At 71.7% G+C, this 25,595-nt stretch carries 24 protein-coding genes; 15 read left to right on the forward strand and 9 right to left on the reverse strand.

What is annotated here, in order from left to right:
* Positions 1 to 32: 32 nt before the first annotated feature.
* Together arsC and CRT23_RS15690 are read right to left on the reverse strand one after the other, a co-directional pair.
* Positions 33 to 458, reverse strand: coding sequence for an arsenate reductase (glutaredoxin) (gene arsC / locus CRT23_RS15685; RefSeq protein WP_055948441.1), 426 nt, complete (start codon positions 456 to 458; stop codon positions 33 to 35).
* Positions 458 to 805 carry a metalloregulator ArsR/SmtB family transcription factor gene (locus CRT23_RS15690; RefSeq protein WP_103710434.1) on the reverse strand — a complete coding sequence of 116 codons (348 nt, stop codon included), beginning with the start codon at positions 803 to 805 and terminating at the stop codon, positions 458 to 460. The genes arsC and CRT23_RS15690 overlap by 1 nt, the downstream gene beginning before the upstream one ends.
* Before the next feature lie 77 nt (positions 806 to 882).
* Between CRT23_RS15690 and arsH the strand changes: the two genes are divergently transcribed.
* From arsH to CRT23_RS15705, 3 genes are all read left to right on the forward strand, one after another.
* Complete coding sequence (arsH, locus tag CRT23_RS15695; RefSeq protein ID WP_103710465.1) at positions 883 to 1,665, forward strand: arsenical resistance protein ArsH; 783 nt, start codon at positions 883 to 885, stop codon at positions 1,663 to 1,665.
* A gap of 188 nt (positions 1,666 to 1,853) precedes the next feature.
* Positions 1,854 to 2,060, forward strand: a complete 207-nt coding sequence (locus tag CRT23_RS15700) for a DUF2171 domain-containing protein (RefSeq protein ID WP_055948942.1) — start codon at positions 1,854 to 1,856, stop codon at positions 2,058 to 2,060.
* A gap of 143 nt (positions 2,061 to 2,203) precedes the next feature.
* Positions 2,204 to 3,085 (forward strand): hypothetical protein, encoded by an 882-nt coding sequence (locus tag CRT23_RS15705; RefSeq protein ID WP_103710435.1) that lies wholly within the window; start codon positions 2,204 to 2,206, stop codon positions 3,083 to 3,085.
* Positions 3,086 to 3,396: 311 nt separating this feature from the next.
* On the opposite strand, the gene dps is transcribed toward CRT23_RS15705, so the two are convergent.
* On the reverse strand, positions 3,397 to 3,951 hold the full coding sequence (gene dps / locus CRT23_RS15710) for a DNA starvation/stationary phase protection protein Dps (RefSeq protein ID WP_055948435.1): 555 nt from the start codon (positions 3,949 to 3,951) through the stop codon (positions 3,397 to 3,399).
* Between the two features lie 715 nt (positions 3,952 to 4,666).
* On the opposite strand from dps, the gene CRT23_RS15715 reads away from it, so the two are divergent.
* Together CRT23_RS15715 and CRT23_RS15720 are read left to right on the forward strand one after the other, a co-directional pair.
* A complete protein-coding gene (locus tag CRT23_RS15715) occupies positions 4,667 to 5,932 on the forward strand; it encodes a glycosyltransferase family 4 protein (protein ID WP_103710436.1) in 1,266 nt (421 codons plus the stop codon).
* A gap of 26 nt (positions 5,933 to 5,958) precedes the next feature.
* The gene (locus CRT23_RS15720) at positions 5,959 to 6,783 is read left to right on the forward strand and encodes a WecB/TagA/CpsF family glycosyltransferase (protein WP_181017362.1); all 825 of its coding nucleotides are present in this window, start codon (positions 5,959 to 5,961) and stop codon (positions 6,781 to 6,783) included.
* A gap of 13 nt (positions 6,784 to 6,796) precedes the next feature.
* Here the strand turns inward: CRT23_RS15720 and CRT23_RS15725 are convergent, their stop codons facing one another.
* Positions 6,797 to 7,921, reverse strand: a complete 1,125-nt coding sequence (locus CRT23_RS15725) for a glycosyltransferase family 4 protein (protein WP_103710438.1) — start codon at positions 7,919 to 7,921, stop codon at positions 6,797 to 6,799.
* Positions 7,918 to 8,697: a polysaccharide deacetylase family protein gene (locus CRT23_RS15730; protein ID WP_055948425.1), complete on the reverse strand. Its 780-nt coding sequence runs from the start codon at positions 8,695 to 8,697 to the stop codon at positions 7,918 to 7,920. The genes CRT23_RS15725 and CRT23_RS15730 overlap by 4 nt, the downstream gene beginning before the upstream one ends.
* A 200-nt stretch (positions 8,698 to 8,897) precedes the next feature.
* On the opposite strand from CRT23_RS15730, the gene CRT23_RS15735 reads away from it, so the two are divergent.
* The 4 genes from CRT23_RS15735 (at position 8,898) to CRT23_RS15750 (ending at position 15,114) form a co-directional block, all read left to right on the forward strand.
* Entirely contained in the window at positions 8,898 to 9,899 is a 1,002-nt protein-coding gene (locus CRT23_RS15735) for a GNAT family N-acetyltransferase (protein WP_103710439.1), read from the forward strand.
* A gap of 22 nt (positions 9,900 to 9,921) precedes the next feature.
* Positions 9,922 to 11,226, forward strand: a complete 1,305-nt coding sequence (locus CRT23_RS15740) for a polysaccharide biosynthesis C-terminal domain-containing protein (protein ID WP_103710440.1) — start codon at positions 9,922 to 9,924, stop codon at positions 11,224 to 11,226.
* A 223-nt stretch (positions 11,227 to 11,449) separates the two neighbouring features.
* Positions 11,450 to 12,847, forward strand: a complete 1,398-nt coding sequence (locus tag CRT23_RS15745; protein ID WP_103710441.1) for an O-antigen ligase family protein — start codon at positions 11,450 to 11,452, stop codon at positions 12,845 to 12,847.
* A gap of 155 nt (positions 12,848 to 13,002) precedes the next feature.
* Positions 13,003 to 15,114, forward strand: a complete 2,112-nt coding sequence (locus tag CRT23_RS15750; protein ID WP_103710442.1) for an exopolysaccharide transport family protein — start codon at positions 13,003 to 13,005, stop codon at positions 15,112 to 15,114.
* An 18-nt stretch (positions 15,115 to 15,132) separates the two neighbouring features.
* On the opposite strand, the gene CRT23_RS15755 is transcribed toward CRT23_RS15750, so the two are convergent.
* The 4 genes from CRT23_RS15755 to CRT23_RS15775 all read right to left on the reverse strand — a co-directional run bounded on the left by CRT23_RS15755 (position 15,133) and on the right by CRT23_RS15775 (position 21,152).
* The gene (locus CRT23_RS15755; protein WP_055948409.1) at positions 15,133 to 16,098 is read right to left on the reverse strand and encodes a UDP-glucuronic acid decarboxylase family protein; all 966 of its coding nucleotides are present in this window, start codon (positions 16,096 to 16,098) and stop codon (positions 15,133 to 15,135) included.
* Between the two features lie 452 nt (positions 16,099 to 16,550).
* The gene (locus CRT23_RS15765; protein ID WP_146056404.1) at positions 16,551 to 18,557 is read right to left on the reverse strand and encodes a right-handed parallel beta-helix repeat-containing protein; all 2,007 of its coding nucleotides are present in this window, start codon (positions 18,555 to 18,557) and stop codon (positions 16,551 to 16,553) included.
* A gap of 182 nt (positions 18,558 to 18,739) precedes the next feature.
* The gene (locus tag CRT23_RS15770; protein WP_055948402.1) at positions 18,740 to 18,949 is read right to left on the reverse strand and encodes a hypothetical protein; all 210 of its coding nucleotides are present in this window, start codon (positions 18,947 to 18,949) and stop codon (positions 18,740 to 18,742) included.
* Between the two features lie 331 nt (positions 18,950 to 19,280).
* Entirely contained in the window at positions 19,281 to 21,152 is a 1,872-nt protein-coding gene (locus CRT23_RS15775) for an ABC transporter ATP-binding protein (RefSeq protein WP_103710445.1), read from the reverse strand.
* 107 nt (positions 21,153 to 21,259) lie between these two features.
* Between CRT23_RS15775 and CRT23_RS15780 the strand changes: the two genes are divergently transcribed.
* The 6 genes from CRT23_RS15780 to CRT23_RS15805 all read left to right on the forward strand — a co-directional run bounded on the left by CRT23_RS15780 (position 21,260) and on the right by CRT23_RS15805 (position 25,547).
* Positions 21,260 to 21,727, forward strand: a complete 468-nt coding sequence (locus CRT23_RS15780; RefSeq protein WP_103710446.1) for a tRNA (cytidine(34)-2'-O)-methyltransferase — start codon at positions 21,260 to 21,262, stop codon at positions 21,725 to 21,727.
* A gap of 85 nt (positions 21,728 to 21,812) precedes the next feature.
* Positions 21,813 to 22,520 carry a PspA/IM30 family protein gene (locus CRT23_RS15785; protein ID WP_103710447.1) on the forward strand — a complete coding sequence of 236 codons (708 nt, stop codon included), beginning with the start codon at positions 21,813 to 21,815 and terminating at the stop codon, positions 22,518 to 22,520.
* Between the two features lie 44 nt (positions 22,521 to 22,564).
* Positions 22,565 to 22,834: a YiaA/YiaB family inner membrane protein gene (locus tag CRT23_RS15790; protein WP_055948388.1), complete on the forward strand. Its 270-nt coding sequence runs from the start codon at positions 22,565 to 22,567 to the stop codon at positions 22,832 to 22,834.
* Positions 22,835 to 22,894: 60 nt separating this feature from the next.
* Complete coding sequence (gene hemF / locus CRT23_RS15795; RefSeq protein WP_181017367.1) at positions 22,895 to 23,815, forward strand: oxygen-dependent coproporphyrinogen oxidase; 921 nt, start codon at positions 22,895 to 22,897, stop codon at positions 23,813 to 23,815.
* Positions 23,812 to 24,402, forward strand: coding sequence for a suppressor of fused domain protein (locus tag CRT23_RS28510; protein ID WP_181017363.1), 591 nt, complete (start codon positions 23,812 to 23,814; stop codon positions 24,400 to 24,402). Before hemF ends, CRT23_RS28510 begins: the two co-directional genes overlap by 4 nt.
* Positions 24,402 to 25,547: an AAA family ATPase gene (locus CRT23_RS15805; protein ID WP_103710450.1), complete on the forward strand. Its 1,146-nt coding sequence runs from the start codon at positions 24,402 to 24,404 to the stop codon at positions 25,545 to 25,547. The genes CRT23_RS28510 and CRT23_RS15805 overlap by 1 nt, the downstream gene beginning before the upstream one ends.
* The last annotated feature ends 48 nt before the right edge of the window (positions 25,548 to 25,595 follow it).

Here is a 25,595-nt window from a genome sequence, read left to right on the forward strand (position 1 = left end):
GCTCTCAGGCGGGATCGCGCGTCCGGGCGACCTCAGGACTCCGCGACCGGCCGCCCCTGCGCATCGACCACCGGCGCACCGTCCTCCTTGGCGAAGGCCCCCTGCTGGGGCGGCAGCAGGGCGAGCACGGTCTCGGAGGGCCGGCACAGGGCGACGCCCAGGGGGGTCACCACCAGGGGCCGGTTGAGGAGGATCGGATGCGCCGCGATGGCGTCGAGGAGCTGCTCGTCGCCGAGGGCTGGGTCGTCGAGGCCGAGCTCGGCATAGGGCGTGCCCTTCTCGCGCAGGAGATCGCGGAGGGTGAGGCCAGCCCGCTCCGCCAGACGGCGCAGCAGCGCGCCGCTGGGGGGCGATTTGAGGTACTCGACGACGTGCGGCTCGAGGCCGGCATTGCGGATCAGGCCGAGGGTGTTGCGGGAGGTGCCGCAGGCCGGGTTGTGGTAGATGACGACGTCCATCAGGCGGGCTCCGGGCAGCAGGTCGCGAGGGCGGCGACGGCGGGGGCGCAGACCTCGGGCCGCCCCTGGCAGCAATCGCGCATCAGGAACTGGATCAGCGCCGAGAGGTCCGGATAGGCGGCGCGGTAGCGGATCGAGCGGCCTTCGCGCTGCGCGGTGACGAGGCCGGCGCGGCTCAGTTCCTTGAGGTGGAACGACAGGTTGGTCGCGGAGACGCCGACCGCCTCCGCCAGCAGGCCGGCCGCCAAGCCCTCCGGCCCGGCGGTGACGAGACGGCGCACGATGCGCAGGCGGTGCTCCTGGCCGAGGGCCGCGAAGGCGGCGACGGCTTGCCCCTCGTCCATCATGGTGTCAATATTTCAAACATCATTGAAACGTAGAGGATGCCGACGCCTTGGACAAGACAAATTCGGACAAGACCGATCTGGACAAGACCGCTCCGAACCAGACCGATCGCGAGCGGCCCCGGCAGCCCTTCGCCGACAGCCTGCCGGCCCTGAGCGAAGCGCATTTCACGGTCCCGACCTCCGCCGCGCTCGGGGTACCGCAAACCTTCAGCCACGCCCCGCGCTTCCTGATCCTCTACGGCTCCCTGCGGGAGCGCTCGTTCAGCCGCTTCCTGGCCTACGAGGCGGCGCGCCTCCTGGAGGCCATGGGCGGCGAGGTGCGGATCTACCATGCGCACGGGCTGCCGCTGCCGGACGATGCCACCGCCGACCATCCCAAGGTGCAGGAGTTGCGCGCCCTCTCGATCTGGTCCGAGGGCCAGGTCTGGGTCAGCCCCGAGCGCCACGGGGCGATGACCGGGGTGATGAAGGCCCAGGTCGACTGGCTGCCCCTGTCGGAGGGTTCGGTGCGCCCGACCCAGGGGCGGACCCTGGCGGTGATGCAGGTCTCCGGCGGCTCGCAGTCCTTCAACGCGGTCAACGGCCTGCGGGTGCTGGGCCGCTGGATGCGGATGATCACCATTCCGAACCAGTCCTCGGTGCCGATGGCGTATCGGGAGTTCGACGAAGGCGGCCGGATGAACCCGGGTCCGCTCTACGACCGGGTGGTCGATGTCTGCGAGGAGCTGGTGAAGTTCACGCTCCTGACCCGCGAGCGGGCCGACCACCTCGTCGACCGGTACTCGGAGCGCAAGGAGCGGGAGCCGGAACGGCTCCGGGCGGTGGCGGCGGATATCGGTTTCACCCCGCGCCCCGCCTGACGCCCCGTGGCGAAGCGCCCGCGGCGTCGAACCAGGGCGGCGCAGGGCCGTTGAGGCAGAAGGGTCCCAAGCGGAAAGGCCACATGGCAGAGCCATCGGATATCAAGGCGCAACAGCTCGTGGCGCAAGAGGTTGTGGCGCAACAGGTCGTGGCCGAAGAGATCGCGCCGCAGCAGATCGTGCCGCACATGGAGGTGCGGTCGTCGGATGGACTGCATGTCGGGACGGTCGACCACATGGAGGGCGACACCCTCATCAAGCTGACACGGACCGATCCGGCGGCCCACGGTCGCCACCACCTGCTGCCGCTCTCCTGGGTCGAGCGGGTGGACGAGCACGTCCACCTCACGGCCACGGCCGCCGATGTCCGGGGCTACTGGGAAGATGCCGGCTGAGCAGTCTTCCGCCTCCAGGCGACCTTTCGCCCGGTCGCCGCCGTCGCCACCGACCCTAGATTCCCGGTCGGCGCGGCAGCGTAGCCATTCGGCACTGAGTGCGCGCAGCCGCGCCACCCGCGTACAGGATACCTTCGGACTCCATGGAACGGCCCAGCGTCATCATCGGCATCCACGGCTTGGCCAACAAGCCGCCGGTCGATGAGAAGACGCGCTGGTGGCGGGACGCGATCACCGAGGGTCTGTCGCGCAACGAAGGACTCGACGGCGCCACGTTCACATTCGGCTTCGTCTACTGGGCCGACCTGCGCTACGAGACGCCCCTCGCCGGCGATGCCGTCACCGAGCCGTATCGCCCCCAGCCGGCCTCCGAACCCCTGCACGGCGCGGAGGATGCGCCGAGCCTGACGGGACAGGACGTGCTGGCCACCCTCTATGCCGGGATCGACCGCGTCGAGGAGATGACGGGGATCACCCTCGTCGACGACCTGATCCTGGAGCATCGCTTCGACGATCTCTGGCACTACCACGGCGAGCGCGCCTTCGCGGCGGAGGTCCGGGCGCGCCTGAGCGAGCGCCTCGCCGAATGTCGCGGGCACCGTATCCTGCTCGTGGCGCATTCCATGGGCTCGGTGATCGCCTACGACGTTCTGCGGCTGCTGGAGCGCGACGCCCCGGACCTCCGGGTCGACCACCTGGTCACGGTCGGCTCGCCCCTCGGTCTCGCGAAAGTGAAGATGAAGATCGAGAGTGAATTCGGCGCCACCCGGGTGCCGAACAACGTGAAGAATTGGACCAACCTCGCCGACGGCAACGACATCGTCACGGTGACCGGCACCCTCGCGGACGATTACGCACCCAGCGACACCGGGGTCGTTCTCGACGACCACAGGGTGGTGAACGATTACCGGCGGCCCACGGGCGAGGCCAACCACCACAAGTCCTACGGCTACCTGCGCACGCCGGAGTTTTCGCGGATCGCGCGCGGGTTCCTGGAGACGGGGGCGCCCGAGGAACGGTCGTGATCGGCCACGCGATCCCCTGTCGCGAGGGGTGCTCCCTCTCCGGACACCCTCCACACCCCACCCTGTTCCTCGCCTTGCCGATGGGGGACCCGCGCTGCCAGCGTGACGGCGACAGCCGGTGCGACGTGAGACGCCTCCGGCGGCGGTGTGACCGCCCCAGCCGGGTCGCGGTGAGATGCGACAGGTCCCGTGACGGTGGTGGAGCGATCTCGTCACGACCGCAGTGAAGCGATCGACGGTCACGGGCCGTCCGCCCACGAAAAAGGGGACGCCTCGCGGCGTCCCCTGATCCGTCAAACCTTGGCGGGCGCTCAGCGCTGGCCGGCGTGGTCGCCGTCGCGCAGGGTGCCGGTCGGCTCCTGCACGTGGGCCTCGAGGAACCAGAGCTGCTTGTCGACGCCGCGCGAGACCTCGGTGAGGAGGTCGGCGGTTCCGGCATCGCCGGCCTCATCGGTGTCGTCGATGTTCTGGCGCACCGCGTTGGCGTAGACGCCGTAGCGGTCGATCAGCGCGGCCAGGTGGTCGGCGATCGCGTAGGCATCGAGGGGATAGGGCTTGAGCTGCGAGGCCGACGCGACCGCCTGGGCGGTGCCGCGGGCGGTGCCGCCGAGCTGGGTGATGCGCTCCGCGACCTTGTCATTGTAGTCGTCGAGCTCGGTCCGGAATCCGTCGAGCATCTCGTGGATGCCGATGAACTGCGGTCCCTTCAGGTTCCAGTGCGCCTGCTTCACGTCGAGGGCGAGGTCGATCCCGTCCGACAGGCGCGCGTTGAGCACCTCGATCGAAACCTTCTTCGCGTTGGACTTGGTGCCGTTCTGGGTCTCGTGGAGACGCTGGTTTCCGGCTTGGGTCTTGGAATCGGCCATTCAGTTCGTCCTTCAAGTCTCAGGCAAGTCTCACGGAAGGCGCGTCGCTCATCCCGCAGCCTGCGCGGTCGCGGCGCCGAGCCTTCGATGCCGGCGGAACATGATCTCGCCCGGGCGGCGTGCGCCGCCCCTGCGATCAGTCTGCCCCATCAACGACAGGCCCCGGCCCATGTTCCTGATCCCGTGTGTTCCAGACCCGGTGGTCGCGCGCGCCTGATCTGCGTGGACAGCAACCCGCGGCCCGTCATGGCCGCCGGCCGCTTCCGTCCCGGCCGGACCGCATTCCCCGTGACTGAAAATCCCCGAGATCGGAGTCGAGGCGGCGCGGGCAGGCGACCGTCAACCATAAATTGGCTTGGACGATGCCGACGCGAACGGCCGCGCTTAAACTGCGTTGGTCCCGGACTCGCCCGGCCCACAGTCCAGGGCACCTGACTATTCCTTAACGATGACTCTTTGTCGCTCCACCGACCTTGAAACGTCTGGCGCTCGCGGCCCGTATGCGGGGCGATGCCTGAATGACGACGGGTTCTGCGGCAACGGAAACGAACTTGGTAAGATGTTGGTGAACGGCAGTGCACAATGCTTGTCCAGAGGCGATGTCAAATCTTAAAGGACACGCGCTTATTCTTGCAAAATGTCGACGGTCGGGTCACGATCGTCTCGCTCTTCGCCGGCAGCCCCGCTGCCATTCGTCCAGGCTTGGCATGCTGCGATGACAAAACCAGAGGTCGCACAGCGTCGTCCGCCCGGAGGCGATCCGGCTCGGCAGGAGGCGCCCGCGGGCCCCTTCGCGGCCGCGCCGCTCCGCATCCTCGTGGTCCACAATCGCTATCAGGTGCGCGGTGGCGAGGATTCGGTGGTGACCCAGGAGGTGGCGAGCCTGCGCCGCGCCGGACAGGTCGTGGAGACCCTGTTCTTCGACAACGCCACGATCCGGACGGGCTGGGACCGGCTGCGCACGGCCTACGAGGCGCCGCACGCTCCGCGCGGGATCGCCGCCGTGGTGGAGGCCGTCCGCGCCTTCCGCCCGGACGTGGTGCACGCGCACAACGTCTTCCCGCAGGTGTCGCCGGGCATGCACGCCGCGGTCCAAGCCGAGGGGGTCGCCACCGTGCAGACCCTGCATAATTTCCGCGTGACCTGCGCCAACGGCATCCTCATGCGCGAGTCCCGCCCCTGCGAGGACTGCGTGACCGGCTCGCCCTACCGGGCGGTGCGGCATGCCTGCTATCGCGGGTCCCGGCTCGGCTCCCTGGCCGTGGCGCGGATGATCGACGTGCACCGGCGGGCCGGAACCTGGGGACGGGACGTCGACCGCTTCATCGCGCTGACGCCCTTCGCCCGCACCCGCTTCCTCGCCGCCGGGCTTCCGGACAGCCGCATCCGCATCAAGCCCAACGGGTTGGCCGATCCGAGCCTCGATGCAAACGGCCCCCGGGCCGGCATCCTGTTCGTCGGGCGTCTCGTGCCCGAGAAGGGCGTCGGCACCCTGATGGCGGCCGCGCGCCTGACGCGCGCGCCGATCACCGTCATCGGCGAGGGCCCCGAGGCCGACGCCCTCGGCCGCGCGCCCGGCCTGACCCTGCTCGGCCCGCAGGACCCCGCGGCCGTGCAGGCCGCGATGGCGCGGGCGGCCGCCCTGGTGGTGCCCTCGCACTGGTACGAGGGCCTGCCGATGGTGATCGCCGAGGCGTTCAGCCTCGGGACGCCGGTGGTCGCCGCGCGCATCGGCGCCCTCGCCGACCTCGTGACGGAGGGCCGCACCGGCCTCCTCGTCCCGCCCCGCGATCCCCACGCCCTCGCCCAGGCCCTCGACCGGATCGTCGACGATCCCGAGGCCGCGCGGGCGATGGGGCGCCACGCCCGCCTCGCCTACGAGCGCGACTGGACCGAGGACGCCGTCACCGCACGCGCGCTCACGATCTACCGCGAAGCCATCGCCACCCGTTCCTCCGCCACCCCCCGGGCTGCCGCATGACGCGCCCCCTCACTCCGGATCCTGCCATGCCCGTGCGCGCCTGGGGCCACGACCCGGACGTCCCCCACTTCCTTCTCGGTGGCGTCCCGGTCTCGATCACCGACATGGGAGGCCTGGTGGCCGCGCTTCGGCGCCGCCTGAGCCGGGCGGTTCCGGGTCCCGGGACCTTCGTGGTCTTCCGCGACGCCCACGGCATCGTGCGGGCGCAGGACGAGCCCGAGGTGCGGGCCGCCCACGACGCCGCCCTGCTGGTCTGCGCCGACGGGCGGCCGCTGGCCTGGGTCGGGCGCCTGCGCGGCCACAAGGCCATCGCGCAGGTGCCGGGCATCGAATCCGTCGAGGCGGTGTGCCGCGCCGGGGTCGAGGCCGGCTGGCGCCACTTCTTCCTCGGGGGCGGTCCCGGCGTCGCGGACAAGCTCTCCGCCGAGATGGCCCGGCGGGCGCCGGGCCTCGTCGTGGCCGGGGCCGAGACCCTCCCGTATCGTCCGCTGACGGAGCCCGAGGCCCAGGACCTCTACGCGCGCCTGCGCGCCAACGGCACCCAGATCCTCTGGATCGGCCTGAGCACGCCCAAGCAGGAGCTCTTCATGCAGGCGCACACCCCGTCCCTGCCCGGCGTCATCGCCATGGGGGTCGGGGCCGCCTTCGACGTGAACATCGGCACGATCCCGCGCGCGCCGCGGCTGATGACCCGGTGCGGCCTCGAATGGCTCTACCGGCTGATCCAGGAGCCCCGGCGCCTGCGCGCCCGCTACGCCCAGGTGGTGCCGCGCTTCCTCGCCATCGTGGCCTTCGACCGGGCCCGGCGGGCCAAGCATGTCCCGGCCCCGGAGGGGGTGCGCTCGGTCTGAGACCGGGCGCGCCTCAGCCGGCGGCGGGGGCCAGCGCCGCGCGGTAGGCCCGCGTCGCGGCCTCGAGGGAGAACCGCGCCAGGGCCGGGACGGCGCGGGCGCGGTACGTCGCCCGCCGGGCGGGGTCGTCGAGGAGGGCCAGGGCCGCCTCGGCCCAGCCTTCCACCGTCATCGGCTCGACCGCGCCGCACTCTCCGGCGGCGACGAGCTCGCGCGCCGCACCCGAATGCGGCGAGGCCAGCACCGCCGCGCCGCTCTGCAGGGCTTCCTGCAGCACGATGCCCCAGACGTCGCCCCGGCTCGGGAACAGGAAGAGGCGGGCCGAGGCGTAGACCGCTCCGAGCTCGGCCTGCTGCACGAAGCCGTCGAACTGCGCCGCGATCCCGGCCGCCGCCAGCCGATCCTCCATCTCCGCCCGCAGGGGACCGTCGCCCGCGACCCGGACCCGCAGGCTCCGGCCCCGGGCCTGGCAGGCGAGGACGACGTCGGTGAAGAAGCGCGCGCCCTTCACGTCCTCGTTCAGGATGCCGCAGAACAGCAGGTCGTAGGGACGCTCCGCCTCCGGCGTCGCCGCCGCCGGGCCGGGCTCCCAGGCGGGGAAGAGCGGCGCCAGGGCGAGGCGGTCGGCGGGGAGGCCGTAGCCTTCGAGGAGGGCGAGGCTGCCGGCGCTCGGCCCGAGGCCGAAGCGCGCCCCCGGCACCAGCAGGCGCCGCATCGCCCGGTGCGGCCGCGAGCGCCGGCCCGGATCGGTCTCGGGCACCCCGTCGGTGCGCAGGCCGTAGGGCACGCCGAGCCAACGGGCCGCGGCGGCGGCCATCAGCATGGTGGGGGCGAAGTCGTTGACGACGACGACGCTCGGACGCAGGGCCGCGAGGCGCGGCACGATGGCGGGGTTGATGTAGAGGTTGCTCACCGCGCTGCGGTACCAGCGCAGGCCCGGCACCACGGCGAAGCGGTAGGCCTCGGGCTCGGGCAGTTCCCAGTGCCGCGCCGCCTCCCGGGCGCTGCAGGCGAGGACGTGGAGGGGCCGGTCCAGGGCCGCCCCCAGGCGCTCGTAGAGGCGGTGCATGTAGGGCGCGCGGGCGCCGATCACGATCACGACGGGTCCGTCGCCGCGCCCGGTTGCAAGGCGGCTCATCGGGCGGCGCGCGTCGGCCCGCCCACCAGGGCATCGATCTGGTAGAGCCCCCAGGCGGGTTCGAGGACGTGGCGGGGCATCAGCAGGAGGTCCTCCGGGCCCCGGGCCACGCCCCGGCGGGTGGTGTGGAAGCTGCGATAGCCGGCTTCGCGGGCCAGCTCCGGGTCGCGGCCCGGGTCAAAGTCGGTGCCGGCCACGCCCCAGGGGCAGGCGAAGTGCCGGACCGGCCGGCCCGTCAGGGCCTCGAGGTCCCGGCGCGACCGGGTCAGCTCCTCGGCGACCTCCGTCGCGGTGAGGCGCCCGAGGTTGCGGTGGCGCGTCGAGTGCGACCCGACATCGAGCCCGGCGGCCAGCCAGTCGGCCACGGCGGCGCGGTCCATGTAACCGGCCCGGTCCCCGCCGGGGGGCGCGTCCACCCAGTCGCTGACGAGGAACAGGATCGCGGGGATCGCGAGCGCCCGCAGCACGGGAAGCGCCACCGCGTGGTTGTCGGCGTAGCCGTCGTCGAAGCTGACCAGGAAGTGGCGCCCCTGCCCGGCCGTGCCGTCGGCGAGGAGGTCGGCGGCCCGGTCGGCCGAGACGAACGTGCCGTGGCGGCCGAGGAAGCGCAGTTGCCGGGCGAAGCGCGCCTGCTCGCGCGGCGCGACGTGGTGGTAGCAGAGGGTGTAGAGCCCGGGCGGCGCGGCCGCCAGCGAGCGGGACAGCGCCCGCACCCGCAGGGCCGCCTCGCGCAGGACGGGCGTGTCGCGGATAAAGTGTTCGAGCGTCCTCGGCATGCCGGGACGTTAGCAGCTTCGCGCCCGAGCGGCCGGGCTCCGTGGATGATCCCCGGCAGCATTCGCGAACAGCGTTAAATTAAGGATCTTCACAGTCTGGGCGGGAGATCTCCGGTGCGCAGGGAGGGATGACAAGCGTTTCGCCGTAGGAAGGCCCGTCCCGCGAGGGATGCGTCGAGGATACGAGACAGGAAGCTCCGATGAGCGCGGCACTGAGCATCCGTCCCTGCCTGGAGTCCGCCGTCTGGGACGAGGCCGTCTGGGCTCTGCCCCGCGGCAACGTCTTCGCCTCGTGGATGTGGGGCACCTACAAGGCAAAGGTCGGCTGGGACGTGACCCGCCTGATCGTGCGCGACGCCAGCGAGGCGCCGGTGGCGCTGATCCAGTACCAGGTGAAGCGCCGCGGCTTCGTGCGGTTCGTCCTGCTCCAGGGCTGCCCGCTCCTCACCGAGAAGGGCGACAAGCACGCCGAGGCGGTGGTCGCCCTGCTGCTGGAGCACCTCGCCCTCGGGCGCCTCGATCTCCTGGCGGTGAGCTTCGAGCACTTCCAGTCCGACGCGATCGTCCTCGCCCTGCTGGGCCACGGCTTCGTGCCGGCGCAATCGGCCAAGTACTTCACCCTGGAGCTCGACCTGACGGGCGGCACCGAGCCGATCCTGCAGGCGATGGACCAGCGCTGGCGCAAGGCCCTGCGCAAGGCCGAGCGCAACCCGGATCTCACCACCCGCTTCCTCACCGACCTCGACGAGCGCCTGGCCGCCTTCGACGCGTTCTGGGAGATGTACGGCGCGCTGCAGGCCCAGAAGGGCTTCCGCGACAGCCTCAACGGGCCGCAGTTCCGCGACCTCGTCGCGCGCGATCCCCATCACCGCATCCTGGAGGTGCGGGAGAAGGGCGAGCGCGTGCTGATCCGGATCGCCCACGTCTCGGGCCGGCGCTTCACCGATTTCTACACGGCCTCGAACGACCGGGCCCGCGCCTGCGCCGCGCCCACCCTGGCGGTCTGGCGCTTCGTCGAGCAGGCCCATGCGGAGGGACGCGAGACCTTCGATTTCGGCGGCATCGACCCGGCCAACAATCGCGGCGTGTTCGAGTTCAAGCACGGCCTGAGCAAGAGGCCGGCCATCAGCGGCCCGCGCTGGATCTATGGCCGCACCCCCCGCCTGCGGGATGCGGCGGCGGCGTTCCTGTCCTATCGCTGACCGGCGCATCCCCCGGAGATCGATGGTCCCGCAAGCCCCCGTGATCCAGCCCCTCGGCGACGAGGCCGGGCTCCTCGCCCGCGCGCGGCGCTTCGCCCGGCGTCCGGCCCTGGCCTCGCTCCTCGACCAGGCCGCGGTCAGCGGCTTCGGCTTCGTCAGCGGCATCGTCACCGCACGCCTCGTCGGCATCGAGGAATTCGGCCTCTTCGTCCTGATCCTGATCGTCACGGCCTTCGCGCAGGGGCTGCACAATGCCCTGGTGACGGCCCCGATGATGACGCTCGCGGCGCAGGGGCGCCGGTCGGCCGCGACCTACGACGCCACCGTCCTGGCCGCCGCACTGCTCGCCGCCCTCATCGCCGCCGCCGGGGTGGCCCTCGCCCTCGTGGGCATCTTCGCCCTGCGCCACCATGCCGTGGAGATCGGCGTGGTCGTCGCGGGGGCCGGGCTCACCGTGGCGCAGAACCTCCAGCTCACCGTGCGCCGGACGCTGTTCGCCCGGGGGCGCGGCCTCGTCGCCGTGGCGATGGACACCGCCCGGGCCGTCGCCTTTCCCCTGGTGCTCGGGGCCGCCTGGTGGGCGGGCCTGCGCCTCGACGCCGCCCTCGCCACCGCGGCCCTGGCGGGGACCGCCCTCGTCACCGCCGCCCCCGTCGCCTACGGCATCTGGCGCGCGCCCCGGCGCGCCCTGCGCCTGAAGCCCGTGGTGCGTCGGCACTGGGGCATCGGCCGCTGGATGTTCCCCCTGGTCTTCGTCACCTTCGGGCAGGAGCAGGTGGCCTGGATCCTCGCCGGGATCATGCTCGGCGACGAGGCGATCGGCGGCCTGCGCGCGGCGCAGTACCTCGTGGGCTTCGTCATCATCCTGCTCACCGCCACCGAGAACATCCTGCCCACGGCGGCGGCGCGCGCCTACGAGACCGGCGGCGAGCGCGGCCTGCGCGCCTATCTGGCGAAGGCCGCCCTGACCCTCGGCCCCGCCGTCGCCCTGCTCCTCCTCGCCATCGCGCTCCCGGCGGGGACCTGGCTCACCCTCGTCTTCGGACCGGCCTTCGCGGACTACGCCGCCAGCGTGCGCATCCTGGCCCTCGCGGTCGGCTGCATCTTCCTGCGCGATCTGGCGACCCAGTACTTCCGGGCGATCCAGGATACCGGCCCGGTCTTCCGCGCCTTCGTCGTCAGCCTGGTGGTCTCCCTGGCGATCATGCTGCCGCTCATCGCCTACGCGGGAATCGCGGGGGCGGCCCTCGTCATCACGATCGGGCACGCGGTCTCGGCCACGCACCTGATCCTGACCCTGCGCCGCCGCTCGGCCGGGAGCGGCTGAGGGCGCGGGCTAGATCCGCTCGCGAGACACACCCGCAAACCTCGCCTTCACAAGCTTTTGCGTGCCCCCGTCTTCCGGGACCGAGAGTCGTCGAGACCGTTCGGCGGGCATTTACGATATTGTCGAAGTCCGGCCGCGTTTCGGGAGCAATTCACACCGTGAAACGCTTCACAGCGGAAGTGTCGTCATCGTCGGACCCGCAGGCCACCAGGGAGGAACACGCGTGCTGAACCTGTTCCTCGTTTTGGCGATCCCCGCCTGGTTCACGATGCTCTATCCCATGGTCCGGCGCAGGCTCGCGGTCGCGGTTCGCCCGCTCGATGCCCGGCTTGTGCTTCCGATGGTGCTCGTCTGCACCTTCGCCTTCATGCCCCTGGTCTTCACGGTGCCGCGCGAAGACGGAAACGCGGTGCTGGAAGAGGGGCTGAGTGCCTCCAACATCATCACCCTGGTGCTCACCGGCCTGACCGGCCTCTACCTGTTCGGCAAGATCGCCCTCGACCGGCGCGTGGCGCTGCTGCCCTTCGCGATGCCCTACCTGCCCTTCACCCTGATGATCGGCGTGAACACCCTCAGCGCGGCCTGGTCGATCGTGCCGCCCTACACGCTCTATCGCAGCGCCGAACTGTTCATCTTCTATCACGCCTCGATCGTGATCTTCGACCGGAGCGACATCGAGCGGCGCTTCGCCGACCTGCTGGCGATCATCACCCTGGCCTGGCTCGTCGCCGTGCTGCCGATCATCCTCGACAGCCTGGCGCACGGCATCGTGTTCTCGGCCGCCAAGAACAACATGATGCCCTACGTCTGCGCAATGCTGGGCTTCCTGGTGATCTTCCGGCCACCCGAGCGGCGCCGGCGGACCTACCTCGCCCTCGCGCTGGCGGGCTTCGTGATCGCGGGCTCGGCCGCCAGCACCGGCGCCGTCGTCGCGGTGGGCCCGGCCCTGCTGATGTCCTCGCGCCGTGCCGTCCTGCGCCGCCTCGGCATCGCGGGCGCCCTCCTGGCCATCGCGGGCTTCGTCCTGCTGATGCTCGACCTCGCGGCCTTCCCGGCGCTCCTCGACCTCCTGGCCACCCTCCTGCAGAAGCCCGCCATCGAGCTCGCCAACGGCACCGGACGCTCGACCTTCTGGCCGACCTTCATCGCGGCGACGCAGGACCGGCTGGCCGGATCGGGCTTCTCGGCCGGCGATCGCTTCATCCAGCTCCTGATCCCGACCACCACCCTGGCCGAGACCCTGGGACGGGACGACGTCTTCATCACCAGCTCGCACAACATGTTCCTCAGTGCCTGGGCCGGCACCGGCCTGATCGGCCTCGGCTTCGCCCTGGTGGTCCTGCTCACGACCCTGTCCTGGGGCATGAAGCTCGACCTCGGCGGGCGCCGCTTCGTCGCCGCCTGCGTGCTGATGCTGGTGCTCAACGGCATGACCACGCCGGGGATCTTCCAGGACTGGAACGTCAACGTCCTGGCGCTCGCCGGCCTGCTCGCCTTCATCCGCGTCCAGCTGCCGCCGGACGGGCGCGTGCCGGCCTATCCCCGCGCGCCGGCGCCCGCGCCGCGGTCGCGCGGGCCCTCCCCCGAGGCCGGGATCCCGAGCACGTGGCGCATTTCATGAAACGCGCCCCCCACCCGGCGGCTTTCGGCGCACCACGTGCCGAAATCGGCCGGATCGACCGACCGGGCCGGGACTCGGCGGACCCGGGTGTCCCAGGACGGGACGCCTGCGGCCCCGAGCCCCAGCCCTCGCCGATTGCGTAACGGAAAGCGTCCATGGCTGTCATCGAACGCGCCCCACCAGCGATCCTGCAGCACCTCGGTGCCGGCACCGAGACGTCGCGCGAGGCCCTGCCCTGGTTCCTGGACATGGGCGAGGTCGGCCGCATCCTGCGTCGGCGCTGGCTGACCGTGCTCCTGCCGATCCTCGTCCTCCTGGGCCTGGCGGCGGGCTTCCTCGCCCTGCCGGCCCAGTACGCCGCGACGGTCCAGCTCCTCATCGACCCGCGCGGCCTCGCCGTGCTGAAGGACGAGGCCAACCCCCAGGGCCAGGCCAACGAATCCACCCTGCTCCTCGTGGACAGCCAGCTGCGGGTGCTGCAGTCGGACGACGTCCTGCGCAAGGTCGTGGCCACGCAGCACCTCGCCACCGATCCGGACTTCGTGGAGCCGGGCGCCCTCGACCGGATCCGCGCCTGGATCGGACAGATGCTCGGGCGCCCGGCGGAGCCCGAGGCCGACCCCGCCCTGACGGCCCTGCGGGCCCTGCGCGACCGGATGTCGGCCCGGCGCCTGGAGCGCAGCTTCGCGGTCGACGTCTCGGTCTCGTCCAACGACCGCGAGAAATCGGCCCGCCTCGCCCAGAGCATCGCCGAGACCTACCTCGCCACCGAGATCGGCAACCGCTCCGAGGCGATCCGCCGGGCGCGGGAGGGGCTGAACAGCCGCCTCGGCGAATTGCGCGACGGCGTCCAGCAGGCCGAGACCGCGGCCCAGGCCTTCCGCACGAAGAACAACCTCGTGGGCACACGCACCCAGCTGGTGAGCGAGCAGCAGCTCGGCCAGCTCAGCGACCAGCTCGGCGCCGCCCGCGCCAAGGCCGCGGAGCAGCAGGCGAAGCTGCGCCAGATCGAGGGCGCCGCCGGCGGCGACCCGGCCAAGCTCGATTCGATCCAGGAGGTGCTGCAGTCGCAGACCATCGGGCAGCTGCGCGGCCAGCTTGCCCAGGCCGAGCGCCAGCGCGCCGACGCCGCGCTCAGCCTCGGCGAGCGCCACCCGGCCATGAACGCCTCGGACGTGCAGGTGCGCAGCGCCCGCACCCAGCTCGATGCCGAGGTGAAGCGCATCGCCGCCGCCATCCGCAACGAGTACCGCGCCAGCCTCGCCAACGTCACCGAGCTCTCGCAGGCCCTGGAGAAGCGCAAGGCCGAGGCCCTGAAGGTCGGCGACAGCTTCGTGAAGCTGCGCGAGCTGGAACGCCAGGTCGAGGCCCGGCGCGGCGTCTACGAGGCCTTCCTGGTGCGCACGCGCGAATTGCAGGAGCAGCAGCAGCTCGACACCTCCACCTCGCGCATCATCTCGCCCGCCCTGCCGCCGACCCGGCGCCAGGGGCCGCCCGCCGCCCTCGTGCTCGCGGCCGCCCTCGTGGCGGGCTTGGGGCTCGGGATCGGCGGCAGCCTGACGGCCGAGCAGTTCAGCGGGCGCATCCGCTCGCGCACCCGCCTCGAGACCCGGACCCAGCGCCTCGTGCTCGGACTGCTGCCGTCGCTGCCGCGGGGCGTCCGCAACGGGACGGACCGCCTGGGCAGCGGCCCCTACGAGGTCGCGATCACCCGCCTGCGCAACCGCCTCCGGCGCGACCTGCCGGCCAAGCGCCCGCACGTCATCGTGGTCACCTCCGCCGACGACGTCGCCGGCCGCTCGATGCTCGCCCTCGACTACGCCGCCTCGGCCGCCCAGGAGAACGAGCGCGTCCTCCTGGTCGACGCCTCCGCCGACGGCACCGTCACCCGCGAGGTCGGTCTGCCGCCCCGGCGCGGCGGGCCCCCGGTTCCGGGCCGGTCCGACCTCTCCGACGTGCTGGTGCGCCACCTTTCGGGCCTCGCCCTGATCCCGCAGGACGGCCAGACCGCGCGCAGCGACCTGCGCAGCTACGTCGACAGCATCCTGGGCACCCAGGACGCCTACGACCTCGTGGTGATCCATGTCGGCCTGATCGGCGCCGACGCCATCGCCGAGCGCCTGGCGGCCGATCCCCGGGTCACGGCGGTGCTCGTCACCGTCCGCCACGGCCGCAGCCGCTACGCCACCCTCGACCGGGCGCTCGCGGCCATCGGCCCGCGCCCCTTCGTCGGCCTGGTGCTCACCGAGGCCGAGGCGCTCGACTGAGGCGCTGAAACGCCCCCGTCAGGCGGGGGTGTTGGCGCCGAGGTGGCGGTCGAAATAGCCGATCGTGTGCATCAGCCCCTCCCGGAGCGAGACCGTCGGCTCCCAGTCGAGGACCGCCTTGGCCTGGGCGATGTCGGGCCGGCGCTGGCGCGGATCGTCCGGGGGCAGCGGGCGGGCGACGACGCGGGAGCGCGAGCCGGTCAGCTCGATCACCAGGTCGGCGAGCTCGCGGATCGAGAACTCCCCCGGATTGCCGAGGTTGATCGGGCCCGTCACCGCGGGGCCGGTCTCCATCAGGCGCAGGAAGCCGTCGATGAGATCGTCGACGTAGCAGAAGGCCCGGGTCTGCGAGCCGTCGCCGTAGATCGTGATGTCCTCGTTGCGCAGGGCCTGGACCACGAGGTTCGACACCACCCGCCCGTCGTTGGGGTGCATGCGCGGGCCGTAGGTGTTGAAGATGCGCGCGACCTTGATCGAGAGCTTGTGCTGGCGGTGGTAGTCGAAGAACAGCGTCTCGGCGCAGCGCTTGCCCTCGTCGTAGCAGGAGCGATACCCGATCGGATTGACCCGGCCCCAGTATTCCTCCGGCTGCGGATGCACCTCCGGGTCGCCGTAGACCTCGCTGGTGGAGGCCTGGAAGATCTTGATCTTCAGGCGCTTGGCCAGCCCCAGCATGTTGATCGCCCCGATGACGCTGGTCTTGGCGGTCTGCACCGGATCGAACTGGTAGTGCACCGGCGAGGCCGGGCAGGCGAGATTATAGATCTCGTCCACCTCGACGTAGAGCGGGAACGTCACGTCGTGGCGCATGAACTCGAAGCGCGGATGGTCGAGCAGCGGCGCGATGTTGCGGCGGGATCCGGTGAAGAGGTTGTCGACGCAGAGCACCTCGTGGCCCTGCTCCAGCAGGCGCTCGCAGAGGTGGGAGCCCAGGAAGCCCGCCCCGCCGGTGACCAGAACCGTCTTCGTCTCACCGTATCGCATGCCGGATCCGAACTGACTCGCGTTGCAGGATGATGCCGTTGGGGTGGTCGGGGTGGAGGCCGGCGATCGCTGCCCCAGCGCGCAGCAGGTCCGCGATCATGGAGCGGCCGCCACCGTATCGACCCGCGCAACCGATGTCTCCGCGGCGAGCGCGGCGGTGCAGGCCCCGCACCGTCGATCCCGTGCGGAGATTTCGTGGGTCTGGAAGCGAGGCTGCGCACCGCTGCTGCAGCAAGGCGGCAGGGGGATCATCTTGGCGATACTTGTCGGTGTGACGGGTCCAAGCATCCAAAACGCGGTCGCGCTCGTCTCTCGCTGCGTCCTCGTCGGATACCAGCCCATCGCCCGCGCGCTTCAACATACGCTAACGGCGCCGTGATCGGCGCCGAATTCACGAGAAAAAATTCCCGTCTGGGCCAGGGAACAACCGGGGGCCGCGTGCGGTTTGGGCGCTATTTTGCCGGCGCGGCCACGGGAGACGGGGCGAGCTGCGCGTCGCGGTCCAGGCGCGCGAGATCCGCCCGCCACACCACCGCGCCCGCCGCGTCGCGCACCGTGCCGAAGCGCGCCACGCCCTGCGCGGGTGCGTCGGCCGGCAGGTGCAGGCCGTCCGGACCGCGATTGCCGGACCGGACCTGCTCGTCGGCCCGGGCGCCGTCGCCGAACCGGAACGGGTCGCTGCCGAGGAAGACGTTCCCGGTCAGGCTGTTGCGCGCCGCCGCGGGATCGTCCTGCAGGATCGTGGCGAGGCCGGGATAGCGGGCGCGCCAGAGCTTGGAGCCGACCGGCATCGCCGCGAAGGCCGCCCGCAGCTCCGATTGCATGTCGGTGATCGTGTCCCTGGCCCAGGTCCGGCCGCGGGCATCGACGTGGATGGCCGGGCTCGACTCCACGAACAGGTTGTCGGCGACGCGGTTGTCGCGGCCGCCGCCGAGGAAGACGGGCTGATCGACGCGCACGAACAGGTTGTCCCGCACGGTGAAGCCGCTCGCCATGTCGTCGAGGTAGACGCCCTTGATCTCGAAGCCCGGCGCGGCGCGGATGTCGTGCAGGTAATTGTGCGCGATCACTGTGCCGCGGGCGGTCCAGTCACGGCCGGAATAGATCGCGCCGCTATCCGTCGAGCCGGACAGGACCCGGGCGATCTCGTTCCAGGCAACCCGGTGGGCGTTGCCGCGCAGCAGGATCGCGTACTCGTCGGTGTCGTGGATGTAGTTGCCTTCCACGACCTGCCCGACGCCCTCGAGGGTGATCGCCGGGCTCTGGGTCCGGGCCAGCTGCGCGTAGTCGCGGATCCGGCAATCCCGTACGAACAGCCCGGCCGGACTCAAGGCCGCCCGATCCCCGCCCGACAGGTGGAGGGCGCCGATGCCGGTCTCCGCCACGCGGCTGCGTTCGAGGCCGCTGGCGGTCGCGCGCGCGATCGACAGGGCTCGGCCGGGGGTTCGGCGCAGGGTCACGCCGGACAGGACGACGTCGGTGGCATCCGCGACGCGCACGAGGTCGCCGCGCGCCTGTTCGAGGGTCAGACCGGAGAGGCGCAGGTGCGACGCGCCCTCCACCACCACCAGCCCGTCGGTGACCGCCACCTCGGGCGCAGCGGCGGGATCGCGCGGCCAGACCAGGAGGACGCCCCAGCCGACGTCGCGCCACCACTCGCCGGGCGCGTCGAGTTCGGCGAGGGCATGGACGATGCGGTAGCGGGCGCCCGGCACAATGCCCTCGTAGGGCTGGCTCCCGAGGGTCAGGCGCTTGGCCGCTCCCTCGAGGCCGACCACCGGAAAGGCCTCGAACAGCCAGTCCCAGTGCCAGTAGCCCTCGGCCCACAGGTCAGGCTCGCCGCGCCAGCCGGCCACGCGCCCGTCCGACGCGGTGAAGCCGGCGGCATCGCCGGAGACGGCCGACACCTTCGCCCAGCCCTGATTCGGCCAGCGCGCGGGCCAGAGCGCCCCGGCTCCGTCGAAGACGGCGAGGTTCACCCGGGCGTCGCGTTGCGCGAGGGTGCGCGGCTCCTGGATGCGGGGTTCGAGACCGGCCGACACCGGCAGCCGATAGGCGCGGACCTGCGCGCGGGCGGCGGGGGGCAGGCGCGCGAGCAGGTCGGCAGGGATGCCGTCCGGAGCGGGCTGCAGGGGGATGGAGCCGACGAGGCGGCTGCTGCCGTCCGGGCTGCCGCGCACCACCAGGGGATCGGCGGCCGTGCCGCTATCCTCGGGACCGAACCGGACCGGCTCGGCGAGGCGGTGCGGGCCCGGCGCGAGGGCAATCGCGATCGGCCGGCGCGGATCGGATCGGCGCCAGGTGCGGCGCAGGGACAGGGCTTCCGGCAGGGTGGTGACGACGGCGTTGCCGACCGCGCGCTTCTGGGTGGCCCCCGAGGTAGTCCCCGAAGCGGAAGCGTCGCCGCTCGGATCAACGGTGATGACGACGGGCTCGGCGGCGCGAACCGCAACCTGCATCACCGTTAGGAAGAGGAAGGCCGCAAGGCCGACCCGAAGACGAAACCAAGTGATGTTCCGTCTGTGGTCCCGGCGGATCCGGGTCAGGCCGCCTGGACTCCGATTGCCTGGCCCCAAGCGACGCCCCTCGATCCACCGCCCCCCCAACCCCGGGATGACGGCCGGGGGGGGCGACGATGACCTTAGGCGGTCGGGTAGGAGAACACACCCACCGACTTGTGGAACTGCACGGTCTCGCGCGCCCGGTGGCGGCGGGCCTTGTCGAGCAGGCGGCTGTCGAGGCGATCGCCGCCGATATCGGCGAACTGCTGGTCGGTCAGATCCGCGATCTGGCGCGCCGAGGCGTTCTCCTTCCAGGAGGAACGGATGTGGTTGATGATCGAGTGTACCATGGGAGTCAGGGTCCGAAACTGTTCGTGCCACGAGGAACATCGCCCCGTCGCCATGGCCTTGATGTAGGCTTCGCCGCAGCGCAGCACGAGGGCTGATGCGGCCGGTCTGCTATGCAGGATGGACATGAAACGGGCAGGGATTGCTTAAGCTCTGCGCAGAACACCGCTAAATCCCTCTTGACGCTCGACTTTCAACGCGCGCAGCCCGGTCCTCGTGGAGCCCCCTGCCCAAAGCCCCGGCAGACCCGTCGCGGCGCGTGTGCGGTGCAGCACGGATATCCCGGAACCGGACAGTTTCGCCCGTCAGGTCGATGCCCCGCGGCGGCTCTCCCTACTCGGCCGCGGCCTCGTAGGGCTGTGCCGCGAGCCCGTCGGCCAGGAAACCGCCGGACTGGCGCGCCCACAGGCGGGCATAGAGCCCGCCGCCGGCGATCAGCTCGGCATGGGTGCCCTCCTCGATGACCCGTCCGGCATCGAGGACGATGAGGCGGTCGAGGGCCGCGATGGTGGAGAGCCGGTGCGCGATGGCCAGCACCGTCTTGCCCTCCATCAGGGTGTCGAGGCTCTCCTGGATCGCCGCCTCCACCTGGGAATCGAGGGCCGAGGTCGCCTCGTCGAGGATGAGGATCGGCGCGTCCTTCAGGATGACCCGCGCGATGGCGATGCGCTGGCGCTGGCCGCCGGACAGTTTCACGCCGCGCTCGCCCACCTGGGCGTCGTAGCCGGTGCGGCCCTTGTGATCGATCAGGTCCCGGATGAACGTGTCGGCCTGGGCGAGGCGCGCGGCGCGCTCCACCTCGGCCTGGGTCGCGTCGGGGCGGCCATACGCGATGTTGTCGCGGATCGAGCGGTGCAGCAGCGAGGTGTCCTGGGTGACCATGGCGATGGCGCTGCGCAGCGACCCCTGCGTCACCCCGGCGATGTCCTGGCCGTCCACGCGGATGCGGCCGCCCTCGAGGTCGTGCAGGCGCAGCAGCAGGGACGTGATCGTGGTCTTGCCGGCCCCGCTGACGCCGACGAGGCCGACCTTCTCGCCCGGTCGGATGTGCAGGTTCAGGCCCTCGATGATCGCGGCGTCGTCGCGGCCGTAGTGGAAGCTGACGTTCTCGAAGCGGATGTCGCCGCCCGTGACCGCCAGGGTCCCGGCCTCGGGCCGGTCGGTGATGGCGTGCGGACGCGCGATCGTCTGCATGCTCTCCTGGATGACGCCGACATTCTCGAAGATGCCCCGCACGGTCTGCATCACCCAGCCCGACATCGCCATCAGGCGCAGGACCAGGGCGAGCCCGGCCGAGGCCTCGCCCGTGGTCATGCCCCCGCGCTGCCACAGCAGCACGCAGACGCTGGCGGTGGAAAGGATCAGCAGGCTGTTGAGGAGGCCGAGCAGGGTCGTGGTGCTGCTCACCAGCCGGAACTGGTGCAGGTAGGCCTTGGTGTGCACATCGACGGCATCGCGCACAGCCGCCCGCTCCTCGCGGTCGCGGGCGAAGAGCTTGACGGTCAGGATGTTGGTGTAGCTGTCGACGATGCGCCCGATCAGGGCCGAGCGGGTGTCGGCCGTCACCAGCGAGCGGGACCGCGCCCGGGGCACGAACCAGCGCGTCAGGGCGGCGTAGGCTGCGATCCAGACCACCACGGGCAGGGCGAGCCAGAGGGAGATCGAGCCGAACAGGCCCACCGCCGTCACGGCGTAGATCGCGACGTAGAGCAGGGTGTCGATGAACACGACGGCGAGCTCGCGCACCGCCGGCCCGACCTGCACCACCCGGTTGGCGAGGCGCCCGGCGAAGTCTGCCTGGAAGTACGAGAGGGAGTGCCCGAGGGTGTAGAGGTGCGTGCGCCAGCGGATCTGGTTCGTGGCCTGCGGCACGATGAGCTGGTTCGACAGGATCTCGTGCAGCCAGATCGTGATGGGGCGCACCACCAGCAGGAGGCCGGCCGCCAGCATCAGGCCCGTGCCGTGCTCCTGCCACAGGGTGGCGCGGTCGGCCTTGTTCAGGAGGTCGATGAACCAGCCCATCAGCAGGTAGAGCGAGGCCTCCACCGACCCCGCCAGCACCGCCACCACGAACAGGACCGCCAGGGCGCCGCGGATCGGCCGGAGGTAGAAGCTCGCGAAGCCGAGCACGGATTTCGGCGGCATGCGACCGTCGTCGAACGGCGCGAAGGTGTCGATCCGGCGCTCGAGCCAATCGAGAAACATGAGACCATCCGGTTGCTGCAGCGCTCCCTTAGCTATGCCGCCTTGACCGTCTGCCAACCGGGGAGCGATGCCGCACGGACCCGCCCGCTCCGCATGAGACGCCGCCGATGCTCCGCCTCGCCCTCTACCAGCCCGACATTCCGCAGAACACCGGCACCCTCCTGCGCCTGGCCGCCTGCCTCGGCGCCGCCGTCGAGATCATCGAGCCGGCGGGCTTCGACGTCTCCGACCGGCACCTGCGCCGCTCGGGCCTCGATTACCTCGACCGGGTCGCCGTCACCCGCCACCGTTCGTGGGACGCGTTCTCGGCGTGGCGGCGGGCGGAGAACATCCGCCTCGTCCTCGCCACCACCCGGGGCGCCCTGCCCTACACCGACTTCGCCTACCGCGACGGCGACTGCCTGCTGATTGGCCGGGAATCGGCCGGCGTGCCCGAGGCCGTCCACGCCGCGGCGGATGCCCGGGTGGTGGTGCCGATCCGCCCCGACCTGCGCTCGCTCAACGTCGCGGTCTGCGCCGCCATGATCCTGGGCGAGGCCCTGCGCCAGACCGGCGGCTTCCCGCGCGCAGATTGAACGCCGTGCAAATTCGCACTTGAACAGTGTTCAAAAGCTGCGACAACCGGGGGGTGGACAGCAACTACCGACCCGGAGCCCGACGATGCTCAGACTGTTTCGTACCCTCGCCCGCGGCGCCGCCGCCCGCGCCGAAGAAGACCTGTTCGACCGCAACGCGCTCCTGATCCTCGACCAGCAGGTCCGCGAAACCCGCGCCGCCCTGGAGCGGAGCCGGCAGGCGCTGGCTGCCTCGGTGGCGGGCGACCGGGCCGAGGAGCGCCGCCTAGCAGACGTCGAGGCCCGCGCCGCCGACCTCGAGACCCGCGCCGTGGCGGCGCTCCAGGCCGGCCGCGACGACCTCGCGGCGGAGGCCGCCGAGGCGATCGCCGAGTTGGAAGCCGAGCGCGACGCGATCCGCACCGCCCGCAGCCGCTTCGCCGCCGAGCTGGCCCGCATCCGGGCAACGGTCGCGGACGCCACCCGGCGCCAGGCGGAGCTCGAGCGGGGTCGGCGCCTCGCGGCCGCGGCCGAGGCGGCCCGTCGCCTGCGGGTGAGCCCGGTCCCGCAGGACCGCGCCACGCTGCAGGACCGCGCCACCCTGAAGGAGGCCGAGGCCACCCTGGCGCGCCTGCGCAGCCTCCAGGCCGAGGCCGACGACACCGAGGCGGCCCTGCGCGAGGCCGAGCCGGGCGCCGACATCGCCGAGCGGATGGAGCGCGCCGGCTTCGGCCCGAGCGCCCGCCCGGCCCCGTCCGCGATCCTCGAGCGCCTGCGCGCCCGGGCCGAAGCGCCCCGCGAGCCGACCGCCTGACCCGTTCCAAACCCCGACCGCACCGCACGCCAAGGAGCACGACCATGACCAACGAGACCACGCAGCATTCCGGCGCCTGGGTCGCCTTCACCTACGCGTCGTTCCTGGGTTCCGCCGCGATGGTGGGCCTCGGCATCCTGTTCATGCCCATCGACATCTGGATCAAGGGCTACCTCGCCATGGGCACGATCATGCTCGTGCAGTCCTGCATCACCGCCACCAAGACCATCCGCGACGTCCACGAGGGCCGGCGCATGGTCAACCGGATCGAGGACGCCAAGACCGAGCGACTGCTGATGTCCGTCAAGGATTGAGCGCCGCGCTCCGGCGAATTGACGGCCGGGCGGCGGGATGGGACATCCCCCGGCATGACCATGCCCGAATCCTCCGTCCCCCCGCTGCCCGAGGCCGAGCGCGACGCCGTGAAGGCCGCGGCGACGGCGTGGTTCACCACCCTGCGCGACCGGATCGTCGCCGCCTTCGAGACCCTGGAGGCCGAGGCCACGGGCCCCTTCCACCCCGACGCCCCGGCCGAGCCCGGCACCTTCGTGAAGACCCCCTGGCAGCGCACCGACCACAGCGGCGCGCCCGGCGGCGGCGGCACCATGGCGATGATCAAGGGCCGGGTGTTCGAGAAGGCCGGCGTCCACGTCTCGGCCGTGCACGGCGAGTTCGCGCCGGAGTTCCGCGCCCAGATGCCGGGCGCCGCCGAGGACCCGCGCTTCTTCGCCACCGGGATCTCGCTGATCGCGCATCCCTGGAACCCCAACGTGCCCACCGTCCACATGAACACCCGCTTCGTGGTGACCACGAAGACGTGGTTCGGCGGCGGCGCCGACCTGACCCCCGTGCTCGACCGGCGCCGGACCCAGGACGACCCGGATTCCCTGACCTTCCACGCGGCCATGCGGGAGGCCTGCGACGCCCACGCCCCGGCCGCCGACTACGCCCGCTACAAGGCCTGGTGCGAGGAGTACTTCCACCTGAAGCACCGCAACGAGCCGCGCGGCATCGGCGGGATCTTCTACGACTATCACTGGACCGGCGACCCGACGGCCGACCTCGCCTTCACCCGCGACGTCGGCGGAGCCTTCCTCAAGGCCTACCCCGCCATCGTGCGCGCCAACCTGGCGACGCCCTGGACCGAAGCGGACCGGCTGGAGCAGCAGGTCCGGCGCGGGCGCTACGTCGAGTTCAACCTGCTCTACGACCGCGGCACGATCTTCGGCCTGAAGACCGGCGGCAACGTCGCCTCGATCCTGTCGTCGCTGCCCCCGACGGTGCGCTGGCCGTGAGCGCCCCGGCCGCCCCTCCGGCGGACATCACCGAGACCAACCGTGCGGTGGCGCGCAGGCTGGCGGGGGCCTTCGGCGGCGCGCCCTCCGTCGCCCGGCACGCCGACGAGACCGGGAGCAGCCACGTCGACATTCTGACCTGCCGCGACGCCCCGCGCCCCGGCCTCATCACCTGCGCGACGGTGACCCTGGCCAACCACCCGCTCTACCGGGACGGCGCGGAGTTTCCCGGGCGCTGCGAAATCCTGGGCGTGAGCAGCGACCCGAACGTGGCGCGCATGCTGGCGGCCTGCGCCTTCCGGGTCATCGACGGCCGCTGGTTCCTGGCCCCCGGCATCGTCTTCCCCGGCCTGCTCACGGGCCTCTCGGCGCGCCTCGCCCACGTCCTGTTCGTGCCGCCGGCGCTGTTCGCGGCCGGACTGGAGGCGCCGGCCGCCGCCGACACGGCGCTGGCCTTCCTCCAGGCGGTGCCGATCTCGGAGGCCGAGTACGCCTTCGCGCAGGAGGCCGGGGGCGATGCCCTGGAGGACCTGTTCGCCGAGCGCGGCGCCGACCTCTTCGACCTCCAGCGGCCCTCGGTACTCTGATGGCCGAGACCGACAGCAAGGCGGAGCTCACGCGAGACCTGCCGACCCGCTTCGCCCCGCAGCAGGACGCGGCCCTGAAGGCGATCTCCGACTGGCGCAAGTCCGGCGGCCAACAGGTGTTCCGCCTGTTCGGCTATGCCGGCACCGGCAAGACCACCCTCGCCCGCCGCATCGCCGACGACGTCGAGGGCACGGTGGTGTTCGGCGCCTTCACGGGCAAGGCCGCCTCGGTGATGCGCCAGAAGGGCTGCCACGACGCCGCGACGATCCACAGCCTGATCTACCGCACCAAGGAGACGGAGGATGGCGGCCCGGCCTTCACCCTGAACCGGACCGGGCCGGTCTCGAAGGCCGAGCTCATCGTCATCGACGAGTGCTCGATGGTGGATTCCGATCTCGGCAACGACCTCCTGTCCTTCGACCGGCCGGTGCTGGTGCTCGGCGACCCGGCGCAGCTGCCGCCGGTGCGCGGGGGCGGCTTCTTCACCGAGGCCGAGCCCGACGTGATGCTCACCGACGTCCACCGCCAGGCCGCCGACGACCCCATCGTCCGCATGGCGATGACGGTGCGCGAGGGCGGGCGCCTCACCATCGGCGACTACGGCGAGAGCCGCATCGTCTCGCGCCGGTCCATCGATCCGGCCGTGGTGCTGCAGGCCGACCAGGTGCTGGTGGGCATGAACAAGACCCGGCGGCTCTACAACAACCGCCTGCGCGAGCTCGCCGGCCACACCGACCCGATGCCGGCGGTGGGCGAGAAGCTCGTCTGCCTGCGCAACGACCGCACCAAGGGGCTCCTCAACGGCTCGACCTGGACCGTGCACGCCCAGCGCTCCTCGCCGCGCTCGGACACGGTGCGCCTCGACGTGGTGCCGGAGGACGACCCGGCCCTGCGCCGCCGCCCGGTGGACATCAAGGTCCTCAAGGCCGTGATGTCCGGCTCCGAGGAGGAGATCCCGGCCTTCCTGAAGCGCGAGACCGACGAGTTCACCTACGGCTACGCCCTGACGGTCCACAAGGCGCAGGGCTCGCAATGGGACGACGTCGTGCTGTTCGACGAGTCCTTCGCCTTCCGCGAGCACCGGGCGCGCTGGCTCTATACCGGCCTGACCCGGGCGGCGAAGCGGATCACCGTGGTGGTGTAGGGCGGCTTGCGCAGCCCCCACTCCTCGGGGACAACGGAGGCGAACGCG

The sequence above is a fragment of the Methylobacterium sp. V23 genome (assembly GCF_002917135.1).
Lineage (GTDB): Bacteria > Pseudomonadota > Alphaproteobacteria > Rhizobiales > Beijerinckiaceae > Methylobacterium.